General features: G+C 48.1%; 12 protein-coding genes and 1 other RNA gene. 8 read left to right on the top strand and 5 right to left on the bottom strand.

What is annotated here, in order from left to right; translation table 11 throughout:
* Nucleotides 1-4: 4 nt before the first annotated feature.
* Nucleotides 5-1,657 (top strand): ABC transporter substrate-binding protein, encoded by a 1,653-nt coding sequence (locus AC4IFB_RS06320; protein WP_490779703.1) that lies wholly within the window; start codon nt 5-7, stop codon nt 1,655-1,657.
* A gap of 22 nt (nt 1,658-1,679) precedes the next feature.
* Here the strand turns inward: AC4IFB_RS06320 and AC4IFB_RS06315 are convergent, their stop codons facing one another.
* The gene (locus AC4IFB_RS06315; RefSeq protein ID WP_490778167.1) at nt 1,680-1,832 is read right to left on the bottom strand and encodes a single-stranded DNA-binding protein; all 153 of its coding nucleotides are present in this window, start codon (nt 1,830-1,832) and stop codon (nt 1,680-1,682) included.
* Nucleotides 1,833-2,525: 693 nt separating this feature from the next.
* Between AC4IFB_RS06315 and AC4IFB_RS06310 the strand changes: the two genes are divergently transcribed.
* Both AC4IFB_RS06310 and AC4IFB_RS06305 read left to right on the top strand, forming a co-directional pair.
* Nucleotides 2,526-2,951, top strand: a complete 426-nt coding sequence (locus AC4IFB_RS06310) for a rhodanese-like domain-containing protein (RefSeq protein ID WP_490778168.1) — start codon at nt 2,526-2,528, stop codon at nt 2,949-2,951.
* Between the two features lie 356 nt (nt 2,952-3,307).
* A complete protein-coding gene (locus AC4IFB_RS06305; protein ID WP_490779702.1) occupies nt 3,308-4,999 on the top strand; it encodes a methyl-accepting chemotaxis protein in 1,692 nt (563 codons plus the stop codon).
* An 89-nt stretch (nt 5,000-5,088) separates the two neighbouring features.
* Here the strand turns inward: AC4IFB_RS06305 and AC4IFB_RS06300 are convergent, their stop codons facing one another.
* The 3 genes from AC4IFB_RS06300 to AC4IFB_RS06290 all read right to left on the bottom strand — a co-directional run bounded on the left by AC4IFB_RS06300 (nt 5,089) and on the right by AC4IFB_RS06290 (nt 9,174).
* Nucleotides 5,089-5,769, bottom strand: coding sequence for an HAD family hydrolase (locus AC4IFB_RS06300; protein ID WP_490778170.1), 681 nt, complete (start codon nt 5,767-5,769; stop codon nt 5,089-5,091).
* Nucleotides 5,770-5,995: 226 nt separating this feature from the next.
* Complete coding sequence (locus AC4IFB_RS06295) at nt 5,996-8,485, bottom strand: ABC transporter permease (RefSeq protein ID WP_490779701.1); 2,490 nt, start codon at nt 8,483-8,485, stop codon at nt 5,996-5,998.
* Complete coding sequence (locus tag AC4IFB_RS06290; protein WP_490778172.1) at nt 8,482-9,174, bottom strand: ABC transporter ATP-binding protein; 693 nt, start codon at nt 9,172-9,174, stop codon at nt 8,482-8,484. Before AC4IFB_RS06290 ends, AC4IFB_RS06295 begins: the two co-directional genes overlap by 4 nt.
* Between AC4IFB_RS06290 and AC4IFB_RS06285 the strand changes: the two genes are divergently transcribed.
* From AC4IFB_RS06285 to AC4IFB_RS06270, 4 genes are all read left to right on the top strand, one after another.
* Nucleotides 9,173-9,826, top strand: a complete 654-nt coding sequence (locus tag AC4IFB_RS06285; protein ID WP_490778173.1) for an arylesterase — start codon at nt 9,173-9,175, stop codon at nt 9,824-9,826. The genes AC4IFB_RS06290 and AC4IFB_RS06285 overlap by 2 nt on opposite strands.
* 69 nt (nt 9,827-9,895) lie before the next feature.
* Nucleotides 9,896-9,992: signal recognition particle sRNA small type (gene ffs, locus AC4IFB_RS06280), an RNA gene on the top strand.
* Nucleotides 9,993-10,112: 120 nt separating this feature from the next.
* Complete coding sequence (locus AC4IFB_RS06275) at nt 10,113-11,951, top strand: sensor histidine kinase (RefSeq protein WP_490778174.1); 1,839 nt, start codon at nt 10,113-10,115, stop codon at nt 11,949-11,951.
* Between the two features lie 8 nt (nt 11,952-11,959).
* On the top strand, nt 11,960-13,318 hold the full coding sequence (locus AC4IFB_RS06270; protein WP_490778175.1) for a sigma-54-dependent transcriptional regulator: 1,359 nt from the start codon (nt 11,960-11,962) through the stop codon (nt 13,316-13,318).
* 43 nt (nt 13,319-13,361) lie between these two features.
* Here the strand turns inward: AC4IFB_RS06270 and AC4IFB_RS06265 are convergent, their stop codons facing one another.
* Nucleotides 13,362-14,066 carry a DUF3581 family protein gene (locus AC4IFB_RS06265; RefSeq protein ID WP_490778176.1) on the bottom strand — a complete coding sequence of 235 codons (705 nt, stop codon included), beginning with the start codon at nt 14,064-14,066 and terminating at the stop codon, nt 13,362-13,364.
* A gap of 241 nt (nt 14,067-14,307) precedes the next feature.
* Between AC4IFB_RS06265 and hspQ the strand changes: the two genes are divergently transcribed.
* A complete protein-coding gene (hspQ, locus tag AC4IFB_RS06260) occupies nt 14,308-14,640 on the top strand; it encodes a heat shock protein HspQ (protein WP_490778177.1) in 333 nt (110 codons plus the stop codon).
* Nucleotide 14,641: the final 1 nt, after the last annotated feature.

Below are 14,641 nucleotides of genomic sequence, written 5' to 3'. Positions count from 1 at the left end.
GGACATGAAATACTCGATTTTAAAAACAGTGTTTGGATTTGTTTTTACGCTCCTGCTCTTATTTCAGCAGGGGATACTCCATGCAGCACAACCAGACAATAAAGAGAGTCAACAGCTGCGGGAATTGGGTGAACGTATCTACCATCAAGGAGTGCTGACCGATGGTTCATCCCTGGCTGGTGTTGTGCCGAATTCGCCACCGGATGGCAATGTCGCATGCGTTCGTTGCCACAGAAGAAGTGCCCTGGGTGGTATGGAGGGGGGGGAATTGGTGCCGCCCGTCACAGGAGACTACCTTTTCAGGAATCAATTAAAGGTTGTGACTAAGCCAGTAGTGCGACGTATCAAGCGCTGGGCCTACAACCAGGCATCATTGGATAGGGTATTGAGTCGAGGTATCGATGTTATGGGGCAGCCATTGACCCAGAGTATGCCCAGATATCATCTTAATGATAGTGATCTCAAGGCTTTAATGGCCTATTTACAAAGTCTGGACAGTAGTGTTTCACCGGGCGTTGAAGAAAAACAGATCCATTTCGCAACAATCGTGCACAAGGATCTTCCTGAGAAAAAACGAAAAGCCCTGATTGAGACCGCAAAGAGATATGCTGAGAGTGAAAATCGTGCCATCCAAGGCAAAGAGAAGCGTGCGCTATTTTCAGATCGACAGAATAACTGGAACAGTAAGAGCTTCAGGCGATGGAACTGGCATCTGTGGGAGATCAGTGGTGAGCCTCAAAGTTGGCAAGCTCAGTTGGAGGATTATTATCAACAGCAACCTGTATTTCTGATCGTCGGAGGGGCTGTCAAAGGGCCTTGGCAGAGGGTGGAGAAGTTTTGCGAATCAACCCAGATTCCCTGTCTGTTTCCCCATACTGAGCTGCCTCAGCCAGATGTTAAAAATTACTACACTTTTCACTATTCGGAGGGTCTCTATCTTGAGGCCAGAGTGTTGGGTAGTTATTTGAAACATGAATTGCCTGACAGCAAACAATTGGTACAGGTTTATCGTGACGACAGGGATGGAGGTTTTATAGCACAACATGTCCGAAACTTGATGCAATCCATTGGTGTTGACGTAACTGACATTGAGATACCAGCAGAAGATAAGATTACCGAGGTGCAGTTACAAAAACTGCAGGAACGAGTTAAAGATAGTGCTCTGATGCTATGGCTGGATGAAGGTGATCTCAAACAATTCACAGAACATGCCCAGTTCGTTGAGGGAGAAAACAGTTTTCTTTCATCAAGTCTGTTAAGTGAATCCCCGGTTTTAAGCGGGACAGTTTGGGATGATCACTTGCGTGTGATACACCCCTTCACCTTGCCATGGGAACCCTCTGGCGGGATCGGAAAAAGCTTTTTAATCAAGGAGAAACTCGGAAATGACCAGTTTCGTCTGAGATCTGAAACCTTCGCTGCCTTTGCCGCTGTTTCGCAAGTACTGAAGCGTGTTAAGCACAATCTGGTCAGAGACTATTTCATGGAACAGCTGGAGCATATGTCAGAAGACTTAAGGGAGACCTCTCTCTACCCAAGATTCAGTCTTGGTCCTTACCAGCGTTACGTTTCAAAAGGGGCGTATGTGTTCCCTCTAAATGCTTTGGACCCGGAAAAACGTGCACGGAACTATCGCTGGGTAATACCGGCAATTTAGTTAGTGATTTATTACAATATGGCTAAAAAAACTTATGATCTTCCTGCTTTTTACCTGGTTTATCAGGATCATCACAGTTGGCGGAATTGCTTGTTCTGCCAGCCATGAAGAGTGCAGCTACGGCGATAATAACCAAAAGCAGCAGGGAAAAGGCGATAAATGGCGAGGCTTCCATGGTATGACTCAATTCATTTGATTGTTCAGGATGCGTACCACGATTATAGGGGGTAAGCTGTGTGAAGTCTTGCTTAACTGATGTTATGTCGGAGTTAATTAAGCTATGGCTGACTTTAGTTTTATTTTTAGGGCGCCTCTATTAATAGCTTTTACCCTCTGCGTGACCTGAAGCGTGAAGCTGCAAGTTGTTAGCTGAAGCAGAATATTGAACTGCTTCAAGCATCATACGATCCATCCCTTGATCCATTGATCTAAAGTGCAACAATATAGAAACTTTCTGTATTGAAAATATTGCAAGTTTGAACTTTTGGATGGGCTTGCATTAAATCGGCTACTGATAAATCCATAATAGTAGGATATGCCTATTAAAGATGGTAGCGATTCAAGAACAAAAACAGCCATTGATAATTATCAATCCGAAAGATAATTACTAATGAATTCAGTAGTGTTGTAGCTGACGAATTTGTACGAAAGATGTAAAACACACATATCAAGCTGTAACTTAGCTATTTGAAGGTGTGTGCCAGTTCGTAATTGTAAGATGTCGCCATAGTTATTTCATTTCATTACTAACTACTAATTTTGCAAAGATTATTAAAGACTTACCTCAAATTGTCGCTAAAATTAACACGTATAAAAAGAGCTTTATTAAAAATACTGGTGTTATGTCTATTTTTTAAAAAGGGTGGTAATGATGTACAAATTATCTAGTAGTTTGTTTTTTCTATTGATTGTTATGTTTTGGTCGTTTGCTAGTGCTGAAGAGTTGGTCGATGCAACGCCTGAAAGTGTAACTGGCGCAACAACTGTCGATGCTAAGCAAGCTAAGAAACTGTTCGATCAAGAAGCACTGTTTATCGATCTTCGTAAAGAAAACATGTGGAACTCAGGACGTATTCCTGGTGCGTTATGGCTGGAGATGAAGTCTGCTTTTACGCAACAAGCGCTTGAGGCAGAAGCTGAAAAAAGCGAGGCATTGGTCTTCTACTGCAGTGGTGTGCGCTGCCCTCGAAGTGCTAAGGCATGTGCCAAGGCACTCAAATGGGGATATACAAATGTGAACTATTTTCGAGGTGGATTTCCTGCCTGGAAAAATGAAGGTTTTCCCATTGAGTGATGCTTGAAGGAACTAGTGGAAGTATATTGAGCTACGATCAATTCGTAGCTTGTTATGCTGTCTAAATATAACATCAAGGATATGTTAAATAAAAATTCTCACTTAGAGAAATTTATTTCAAATTAGTAGAGATCCATTAGTTCTTAGTGAAATGGATATGTAGTTTGTTGGGGAAAGTGATGACAATTCGTTTGCGGATAACTGTCGTAACGTTGATAGCCATAATTTTGGTCTCGGCGGTACTCGTCATAGCCAGTAATTATTCACATCAGACAGAGGTTGGCCGATATGTTCAGTTCTCCCTGAATTCAAAGCAAGTGCTTTGGAATCAGATCGTAGCACGTCATACCTCAGAGATGTCTGCATTTACTAAGGCAATAACCAGAGACAGGGTCAGTCAAAAAGCCATAAAGTCTGGAGATTTAACCAAACTTAATGAGCAAATCAACACAACACACAACCTTTTCTCCAGTGATGGAACCCTTGAACGACTACAGGTGTTAGACCTCGAGGGTAACTACCTCGCTTCAGCACCTAATAATTTTCAAGGCAAGACTGGCAAGCAAATTGTTAATCAGGTATCTCAGAAGCAGAAAACGCTTACGGGAGTATCACGGGATGATGATGGCCAACTACTGGCTGTGCTTGCGTTTCCGCTCTATATACGGGGTAAGATTAAAGCTGTTGTAGTTTACAGCAGAGACATTCAACGAGTCCTGGATGATTTTCAGATTGGCGACTTGTCTGATGCCTTCATTACTGACCAAGAGAATCAGTTGCAGTACGTAGGCAGTGAAAATGAGCAGAAGACGATTGCGATACCTGAATATGACCTGACTCAGGGAGGTATGGATGTCGTAAAGTCTAATGACCGTGTCTATGAAAATATTCTTGCACCAGTGAGTACATCATCTGGAGATGTTATCGCTGGATTACTGACATCAAGCAATCAAACTAAAATCTACAATGCACAGTCTAAAATCAATTCAATTTCTATTGGATCTGTGATGTTGGTAGTAATTGGCTTGGCTGTAGGGCTGTTTTGGTACTTTAAATATCTATTCCGTCCAATAGATGAAGTTGTGGATTCCATGACGGCCATCGCTGCTGGTAATCTTAAGTGCCATATCCCTGATTCTAAAACCAAAGATGAGACAGCTCAATTAGTTCAAGGTCTATGCAGCATGGTTTCACAACTACAGCAGGTTATGGGATCCATTACTCACTCGACGGATGAAATTAGTAATGCAACTCAGCAGCTAACAAGCGTAGCAGAACTAGGCAGTCAACAAGTTGCCGCTCAAAGACAGGAAACTGATCAAGTGGCAACTGCAGCTTCTGAGATGGCTTCGACCATCCAAGAGGTAGCACATAATGCATCCGAGGCTGCACTGGCAACAAGCGAAGCCAGTTCAGCAACGGAAAATGGTAAGTTAGTCGTCCAGCAGACTATCTCTTCTATAAATACCTTGGCTGAGAATGTTAAAAATGCTGGAGATGTAATCTCAGTTTTACAACAGGAGAGCCATAATATCGGTTCTGTGCTTGGGGTTATTCAGAGTATAGCCGAACAGACAAATCTACTCGCTCTGAATGCGGCAATCGAAGCTGCTAGAGCTGGAGAAAAAGGACGTGGATTTGCAGTTGTTGCCGATGAAGTAAGGACTTTGGCGAGCAGAACACAGAAATCAACAGAAGAGATTCAACAAATGACTGAAAAACTGCAAAGCGGTGCAACTGCAGCAGTTAAGGCAGTAGAAGCTAGTCAGGTAAGTTCAAGATTAACTGTGGAACATGCAAATAGTGCTGAACAGGCATTAGCTACAATTAATGAGTCTGTAGCAACAATTACTGATATGAATGCCCATATTGCAACAGCGGCTGAAGAACAATCAGTTGTCGCAGAAATGATCAGCAGCAATGTAAATAATATTGTTGTTTTATCTGCCGATGCTGAAGAGGTTACGCAAAAAGTGACTGACTCAGTATCTAGACTTACTGACCTTGGTGGAACGCTTAAAGAGTTAACGCATAGATTTCAGCTCTAGGTATGGATCTATATTTTTTACTTTTTAGGAGAATATTTCTATCCATTTCCGGCGAATGATGCCTGTTCTGGTATTGTTGAGCTGTGTGGCTACACATTTTTCTGAAACTCTAAAAGGTTGGAATACGAACCAAAAGCCAGATCACTTTCAGCCCCACCAACCAAAACACAGTCCAGCGATGCCGCCTGGGAACCTGCTAAGTCACGCCTGATGGAGTCTCCGATGACCAAGCACTTTTTTTTAGGTAGCCCCAACTCCCTTACTACCATCTCAAATGGTCGTGGCGACGGTTTAACTATTCCGTGATCTGATGAAAATGAATGTGCCGAAAATAGCTCCCATAAACCAAGGCTTCTAAATGTTTGGACCCACATGGCTTTCGGTGCCCAAATATCTATAACAAGAGCTAGTGTAAATTTCTCCTTCAATGCCCTTAATGCAGTCACATAGTTTTGGGGAATTTCACCGTGTTCATGAAAAGAGAATGTTTTTATTAATATTTCTTTTTCTGAAATTGAAATATCTACACCAGCACTCACTTCAATAGCGAACTCTAGAGATGGGAATCTATCTCTATATTCTACGGATGGATACTTTTCATCCAGATAGGCATAGGTTTTTCGAATAACTCCATTCACAACATCATCAGCTAATTTACCACCGATTGATCTGTAATATTCTGAAAAATCTTCATCCGGTCCAAATCTGTCTTCACCAAACATGAATGTACTATTCATGTCGAGCAATAGAGCTTCTTTCCCTTCAATCATCTATCCAGCCTTACTTTCATATAATCTAGTGTTTCAGGTAAGGGACGACTGGCGATGCTTGACGTCCCGCGTAGGGCAGAAAGTCCGGAGTAAATTTGGCAGGTTTGCTCACAATCTATTTTCGCCACAACAGCATGGGTGCGGCAGCAGGAGATTTCTTCGTTAATACCACCCAATCGTTACCATTACCAAAGGTATTCACAATATGCCACTCCAGTGTACAATTTCATGCCCTTCGTAAAACAAGAATGGGTGGTGTATTGAAAAGAGACCAACTGGCCAGCGTGCCAGCAATGCTGATTCCAATGGCGCCACCGATTACTGCAACAAACCAAAGCAGGGGGTTAAAGTGCCAGGGTAGATTGAATACACCGGTGGAGAGGCTGTAACCAATGGCACTGGCGAGTCCGGCAGAGATCAATCCTGCAAGGCCTCCCAATAGGGCGAATTCCAGCGTTATGGATAGGATCAGCTGCTTGCGGCTGAGCCCAAGAGTACGCAGGATGGCGGTCTCCTGTACCCGTTGTTCATGGCTCGCCTGTATACCTGCGTAAAGAACAATCAGACCCGCCGCCAGGGTAAAGAGAAATACTGATTCAACCGCCATTGAGCCCCTATCCATGATAGCCCGCACCTGCTTCATCAATGCGGTGACATCAAGTGCGGTGATACTTGGATAGTTTTGAATCAGCTCATGCAGCAGCTGGCGCTTCTCATCCGGTAGATAGAAACTGGTGATATAGGTCGCCGGCAGGTCCCGCATCAGTCCTGGCGTACCCACCACAAAAAAGTTGACGTTGAAGGAGTCCCATTTCACTGACCTGAGATTGTTAACCTTACCGGTGACCTGTTGGCCGGCGACCTCGAATACCAGGGTTGCACCGATTGGTATGCGGAGGGTTTTGGCAATGCCTTCCTCGACAGAGAACCAGGATTCACCCCAGTCTGCTTCCGACCACCAACTGCCTGCAACAATCTTATTGTCGCTCTGCACACGGGTGGCCTGACTGAGATTGAAATCCCGGGTGGCCAGACGTTGTGCTCTTGGAGTTGGATAGTCATTAGCAGAGACAGGTTTGCCATCGATGCTGATCAGTCGCCCCCTCATCATCGGGTAGAGTCCAGCTGAGGAGATGCCACTGCGATGTAGTTGATCATCGACCCCATCCACCTGATCTGGTTGTATATTGATCAGAAACTGGTTGGGGCTGTTTTCCGGCAGCGCTTCACGCCAGTTGCTCAGTAGGTCGATCCTCACCAGGGCTAGCACCAGCAGTACTGTCATCCCCAGTCCAAAGCCACTGAGCTGGACGCTGGTGGTGGTGGGGTTGCGGGAGAGGCTGGCCAGGCCATAGCGCCAGGATCCTGCGGTTCGGTTTCGTAGCGGGGTGAGCAGGGTGACCAGCGCTCTCGAAATCAGCAGTAACAGCAGCAGCCCTGCCAGCAGCCCGCCTATCAGTTTAAAAGCCAGTTGATCGTCACCGATCTGCCAGACCAACAGGATGGCCAAGGCGACAAATGCAGCAGAAATGAAGAACAGATAACTGATCGGTGGGGCTCCCAGGTGACGTCTGAAGACCCTCAGCGGTGGCACTTCCGCCAATCGGGTCACGGTGGGTAGTGAGAAGCCGATCAATACCAACACGCCTGTAGCAAGCCCGGATAGGAGAGGCCAGGCAGAGGGCGCTGGTATCTGTTGAGTGAACCAGTGTCCGACCAGCGCCACCAGCACACTTTGCGCCGCTAGTCCCAACAGGCTACCGACAAGACTGGCAATCAAACCCAGCCCTAGCAGGCGGATCACAAAGATCAGCAGAACCTGCCGTCGCTTGGCTCCCAGACACCTCAGCAGGGCGCTGGTATCGGCTTGTCGCTCGACGAAGCGTCGACTGGAGAGGGCCACCGCAACCACACAGAGCAGAATCGCGGTGGCTGCAGCCAGCCGCAGGAAGCGGCCACCCTGGTCGAGGGCCGATCTCAGTTCTGGGCGGGCGGCGCGGATATCCTGCAGCTGAATACCGGAGATATTTTGGGCATCCACCCACTCCCGGTATGCACTGAGTTGGCTTGGGGTGCCGGCAACCAACAGGTTGTGTCGGACACGACTGGCTGGTCCCAGCAATCCGGTTTCGGCCACATCCTGCTGATTGATCATTACCCTGGGCGCCAACTGAAAAAGGTTGGCGGATCTGTCAGGCTCATAGGTGATGATGCGGGTCACTGTGAACTCAAGTTTTCCCAGCTTGAAGTGGTCACCAATCTGCAACGCCAACAGGGGGAGCAGACGCTCTTCAAGCCAGGCTTCTCCTGTATTGGGTAGACCATTGGCGTAGCGGGTCTCGCCATTAACCTGATCCCGGACCTGCAGTTTTCCCCGCAGGGGGTAGTTTTCCGAAACCGATTTCACCTGTACCAGCTGGGTATTGCCGTTATTCAGAACCACGCTTGGAAAGGTCAGGGTGGTTGCCAGCTGCAGCTGATGCGTTTCTGCTTCAATCCTGAGCGCATCATCAACGGGTTTGTTGCTCTCTATTCTCAGATCTGCAGCCAGAACCTCTGTCGCCTGTTGTGCCATGGCACGCTCGATGCGATCGGTGAAGAAACCGACTGCTGTAACGGAAGCGACAGCGATCACCAGGGCGGAGGCCAGCAGCCGCAACTCCCCAGCGCGCCAATCCCGGCGCAACAGTTTCAATGCCAGGTGGATGGGATTCATCGCTCGCTCTCCAGACGGCCCTCTCGCAGATAGAGTCGTCGATCACAACGTTGTGCCAGCATCTCATCATGGGTAACCAGGATCAGTACCGTGTCACTCTGATGCTGAAGTTCAAACAGCAGTTCAGCCACCTTCTCCCCGGTATGGGCATCCAGGTTGGCAGTGGGTTCATCGGCAAATAATACTTTTGGGCTGGGGGCAAAAGCCCGGGCCAGGGCTACACGCTGCTGTTCACCACCTGATAGTTGTGAAGGGTAGTGGGTGAGACGTTCAGCAAGACCGGCTCGTGACAAAGCCTCTTTTGCGGCCTGCTCTGCTGATCCCTGTCCGGCAAGCTCAAGCGGAAGCATGACGTTTTCCAAAGCAGTCATGCCACTGAGTAGCTGAAAAGATTGAAATACAAAGCCAACCTGACCTGCGCGCAGGGCGGCGCGTCCATCCTCGTCAAGACCACCCAGGGGGGTGCCAAAGAGTGAGACATCTCCACCTGAAGCTTCATCCAGTCCCGCCAGCAGACCTAGCAGTGTCGATTTGCCTGAGCCTGATGCGCCAAGGATGGCCACTGCTTCACCGGAAGCGACTTCCAGGTCGATCTGTTGCAGAATATCCAGCCTGCCTTGGGAAGTTTCGACGAACTTCATCAGTCCCTTGGCGGTCACAGGATGAGGGTTGGGAGATGTTTGCAACATGAAAAAAGTCCTACGGATATGGTTACACTTATTACTGACTGGTCTGCCGCTTTTATGTTCGGCAGAGACTACCCTGATGGTTGTCGGTGATAGTCTCAGTGCCGGTTATGGGGTGACTACAGAGTCCCGTTGGGTGAACCTTCTGACGCAACAGCTGAATGTCCATTGTGGCCCTTTTCAAGTGATCAATGCCAGTGTCAGTGGTGACACCAGCCAGGGTGGTCGCAGTCGTCTGCCCGCATTGTTAAAAAAACATCAGCCGATCATTGTGATTATTGAGCTCGGGGGTAACGATGGTCTGCGGGGCATCGCGAGTCGGGAGATGCACGACAATCTGCAGCAGATGGTCAGACTATCCAAGCAGGCCGGGGCAGCGGTGCTGTTGTTGGGCGTGCGTCTGCCTGCCAATTATGGCCCTGAATTCACCAAAGCTTTCCATCAAGTCTACTATGACGTCTCCAAAGCGGAATCGGTTCCCCTGGTGCCGTTCTTTCTGCAAGGGGTGGCACTGGATCTCTCTTTGATGCAAAACGATGGCATTCATCCCAATGACCAGGCTCAATCGATTCTGTTGAAAAATGTTTTTGCAGGGTTAAGCCCTCTGCTCAAAGATGCCGGGTTTACCGATTCTGCCTGTCTGAAAGCGCAGTAGCTCATATTAACCCTTTTATGGTTATCAATTATCGGTATAATCCCCCGTCTCACCTTTTATGGCGGTTGGTATCGGTCCCCCCGCAACGAGAAGCTGTGAACCCCGTCAGGCCCGGAAGGGAGCAGCGGCAGCAGTGGAATCGTGTGCCGGGGTGTGGCTGATACCCGCTGCCACCCAATTCCCATACCCAGTGAAGCTATCATGAGTTTCAGGCACTATAGACCTCTGTAGGCTATGGTTATCTGTTGTGGAAATTCCGTTCAAACCCTTTACAAGATGGAATCGTATGCCGAGCAGAAAGTGGATCACCATTCTGCTGGTAGCGATAATCTACCTGATTTTGCTTTGGCAGGTCAGCAATTTCGTGCGGGCTCGCGCGCAACATGAGACCTCGCTCTCTGGGGAGCGTCAGCTCAATATCTATGTCAACTATCTGCAGGCTCAGCTGGAAAAGTATGAATTCCTGCCAGAGTTGCTCTCCACCAATGCGCGTTTGGTGGAGTTGCTCAAACGTCCAGGGGATAGGGAGCGAATTAATGCTCTGAATCGCTACCTGGAGACGATAAATAATATAACAAGTGCCTCTGACACCTACTTGATGGATCAGGAAGGGTTAACGATTGCTGCCAGCAATTGGCAGTCTGAGAAACCCTTCGTAGGTCGCAACTTCAGCTATCGGCCCTATTTTAAACAGGCGATGCAGGGACAGCTCGGACGATACTATGCCCTGGGAACCACATCTGGCAGGCGGGGCTACTATTTTGCCTATCCAGTACGTCATGACGGCGGCATTCTGGGTACTGTAGTGATCAAAATTGATCTGAGTAATATAGAGAAGCAGTGGCAGGGGCGTGAAACGGAAGTGATTGTCACCGATCCAGTGGGTGTTATTTTTATCACAACCCGTCCCAGATGGCGTTTTCGAAGCCTCTTACCCCTTTCAGATAGTGAAAGAGAACGCATCCATGAGAGTCGACGCTATTCAGGTGCTGAGGTGAAACCAATGGAGGTAATTCGCCAGGAGCAGTTGGAAAATGCCACACAGAGAATTGATATAAAAGGAGAGGGCAAACGGGCTACATCTTATCTGATGTTGAAGCAATCGATGGCGGATGCGGGTTGGCAGGTGCACTTGCTGATCCCACTGAAAAAGGTTAACCAGGCGGTCTTGCATGCTATTGGTGCCACCAGTTTTGCCTTCACTGTGCTATTGCTTATCGGGGTTTTGATGCAGCTGCGATACAGAAGAAACAGGGAACGTGCAGCCTATGAGGCGGAGGCCAACCACTCTTTGCGGGAGGCCCGTGATCGACTGGAACAGAGAGTTCAGGAACGAACTGTTGATCTGCACCAGGAGATCGAGGAACGAAGGCGTACTGAAGAGGCATTAAGAGAGACCCGTGATGAGTTGATTCAAGCGGCCAAGCTTGCGATGCTCGGCCAGATGTCTGCCAGTATCAGCCATGAAGTGAATCAGCCTTTGGCGGCAATCCGCACCTATACAGATAATGCCCGCAAGCTACTTGAACAGGAGCGCTGTGCCGATGTGAGCTGGAATCTTGAGCAGATTTCAGAACTGATCGAAACCATGACTCAAATCAGTTCTCAGCTGAAGCTGTTTGCCCGCAAAACAGATGGATCGAGGCGGCCGGTTTCACTGCATAATGTGATAGAGGCAAGTAAGCGTATTCTGCAGCCTCAGCTGCGCAAAAGTGGCACGGAGATACAGATTAAACTCACCGGACAGGACCCTATGGTAATGGCTGATCCAGTACGTTTGGAGCAGGTACTGGTGAATCTGATCGGTAATGCGACCAATGCAATGGAAAACCAGGATAACCGCTGGGTATCGATTGAGATGGTGAGGCAGGATGGCAGTTTGCAGATCGAAATATTGGATAATGGCCCAGGGATAGCAGCAGATCATCTGGCAAGAATTTTCGACCCCTTCTTCACAACCAAGGAGAGTGGATTGGGTTTGGGACTCTCTATCTCTCATCACATTATCGAAAGTATGGGTGGTACACTCTCAGCCCGGAACAGTCATCGGGCTGGCGCTCTGTTTACTTTACAGCTACCCCTGGCAGAAAAAAGAGCAGATGGTTTTACCGAACCAGAGGATTAAACCGAAACATGTCGAGCAAGCCCCCTGTCATTTTTATTGATGATGAGAAACACATACGCATTGCCAACACGCAGACACTTCAGTTGGCTGGCTATGATGTTAATGCTTTGGAGCGTGCCGACAGGGCATTGCCACTACTCTCCTATGACTGGCCCGGGGTAGTGGTGTGCGATATCAAGATGCCGGGAATGGATGGTATTGAGTTTCTGCTCAAGGCTCAGGAGATAGATCGTGACTTGCCGGTGATCTTGATATCCGGTCACGGTGATATTGCGATGGCAGTAAAAGCGATTCGTGATGGGGCATATGACTTTATCGAAAAACCCTTTGCTGCAGAGTTGCTAATCGAAACGGTTAAACGGGCACTGGAGAAGCGGGCACTGACCTTGGAGAATCGATCCCTGCGTCATGAACTGGATACTCAAAACAATGTCCCAGGCCCACGCATCATAGGGCGATCACCGGCCATGCAGCGCTTGCGCTCAACCATTGCCCAGATTGCTGATACTGATGCGGATGTTCTGCTCTTGGGAGAGACAGGCACAGGTAAGGAGTTGGTCTCTCGCTCTCTACACGAACAGAGTCGCCGACGGGAGTTCAATTTCGTCGCAGTCAATTGTGGCGCAGTGCCCGACAATCTGATCGAAAGTGAGTTGTTTGGACATGAACCTGGTGCATTTACCGGTGCCAAGGGGCGACGTGTCGGACGTTTTGAACATGCCAATCACGGCACACTTTTTCTCGATGAGATTGAAAGTATGCCAACTCCGGTTCAGGTGCATCTGTTACGGGTATTGCAGGAGCGGGCGATAGAACGGCTGGGTTCAAACACACTGGTTCCTCTTGATCTGCGAGTGGTGGCGGCTACAAAAATTGACCTCAAGGCCGCCGGGGAACGCAGTGAGTTTCGTGAGGATCTCTACTATCGATTGAATGTGGTGACTCTGGAGATTCCCCCTCTGCGCGATCGTCGCGAAGATATACCCCTACTGTTTCAACACTTTCTGTTGATGGCAGGCGCCAGATATCGGCGTGAAGTACCGCCACCCAACAGTGAGCAGATTCGGGTGTTGTTGACCCACCCCTGGCCGGGCAATGTACGTGAGCTGTGTAATATTGCCGATCGCTATGTATTGCTGGGGGAGAATGTTGGATACGATCTAACGATTCTGATGCAGGAGGTGGGCAATGAGTCCGCTATTACACTGCCTCAACAGGTTGACTGTTTCGAGAAGAGTCTGATCAAACAGCAGCTCGAAATACAGAAGGGCAGTTTGAAAAATACCATGGAAGCGCTTGGTATTCCCCGCAAAACCCTTTACGACAAGATGCAAAAATATGGTCTGGACAAGAGCCATTACAAGTAACAGGCCCTAGGCCCTTCTTGCGGCCTGGTTAATAGAGGTGCCCTTAAGAGTAAGCCTCTTTATAGCTGTTGTAGCTATCCACTACACGCTGCATGCCTTCCTCCTGGTAGGTTTGCAGGCCACGCAGCGCCATGTACTTGGTGCCATGACCCACCTCCTGACCTTGCTCCATGATATGAAAATCGAGTTTAGCAATGGCCTTTTTACCTTGCACTTCCAGGCTGGAGTTGGTGGATTCCAAAAATGGCTCGTGCATCTCATTGAGGTGTTCAAGAGTGAACTCCATGCTCTGGTACATAACCAGGGGTCTGCCAGGATTGATCATGACATTCTGCTGCGCCATCAAAGGAACCAGCAGGTGCGGGAAGGTCTTACCTGAAAAGGCAACATAGCCCTGAGTAAGGTTACTGATCAAGGAAGCATCACGACTGATTTCTCCATCTCTCTGAATGCCTAGGAATTTTTTTCCTTCATCGTCAATGATGTCTATTTTGGAATCACCACTGTCGGAAAAGATCAGCTTTTGATCGGTGACCATGCCGAAAAAGTGGAAGCACATCTTTTGGCTCAAGCCAAAATGGTCAACAGCAACTGCAAACAGCAAGTCTCCGGGGACGCAGAACATTTTTGCGTCGGCGTCATGTATTGGATTGAAATCATTAGCAATATCTTTTGCAAAATGACTCGCTTGATGCCGCGAAAAGGAGACTCGATCGTCTTCTGTTGTATAAAAATTGGCCAGTTTCATGTTAGAAGTGTCCCCCCCAAAAAAAGCAATGCGCGATGATATCAAGAGTGGGCCTCGCTTAATAGCGGCCATAAAGCATCAGAGAATCAGTTTGTGAAGTAATAAGGATCGCTGCAGAGTGACGGAGTTGGCGCATACTTATGGTCTGATTAGTACCACTCGGTCAGTAAAAAGCCAACAATGGCTCAAGCTCAATTTTATAGGTAATATGAGGTGAAACCTCATCAATTGGGAGTCGCTCTTGTCAAACTCTGAAATCCAGACCGGCCATGCAAAGTTTGGAGTGGGTGATCTGGTTCACCATCGTCTTTTTAACTATCGCGGCGTGGTAGTTGATATTGATCCTGTGTTCATGCTTTCCGATGAATGGTATGAGCAAGTGGCCAGGTCAAAACCCCCGAAAGATATGCCCTGGTATCGGGTACTGGTGCATGGCTCAAGCGATGAGACTTATGTGGCCGAGCGCAATCTGACTCACGATCCTGTGATTGAGCCGATTGAAAATCCTCTATTGAAGGAGTTCTTTAGTGCCTTTGATGGTGGTCGTTATATCACTGGCCAACGGGTCAATTAAT

The sequence above is a fragment of the Candidatus Thiodiazotropha sp. AKIB8 genome, assembly GCF_058244675.1.
Note: the sequence above shows the minus strand (reverse complement) of the source record. Positions and strands in the feature narration are given on the sequence as shown.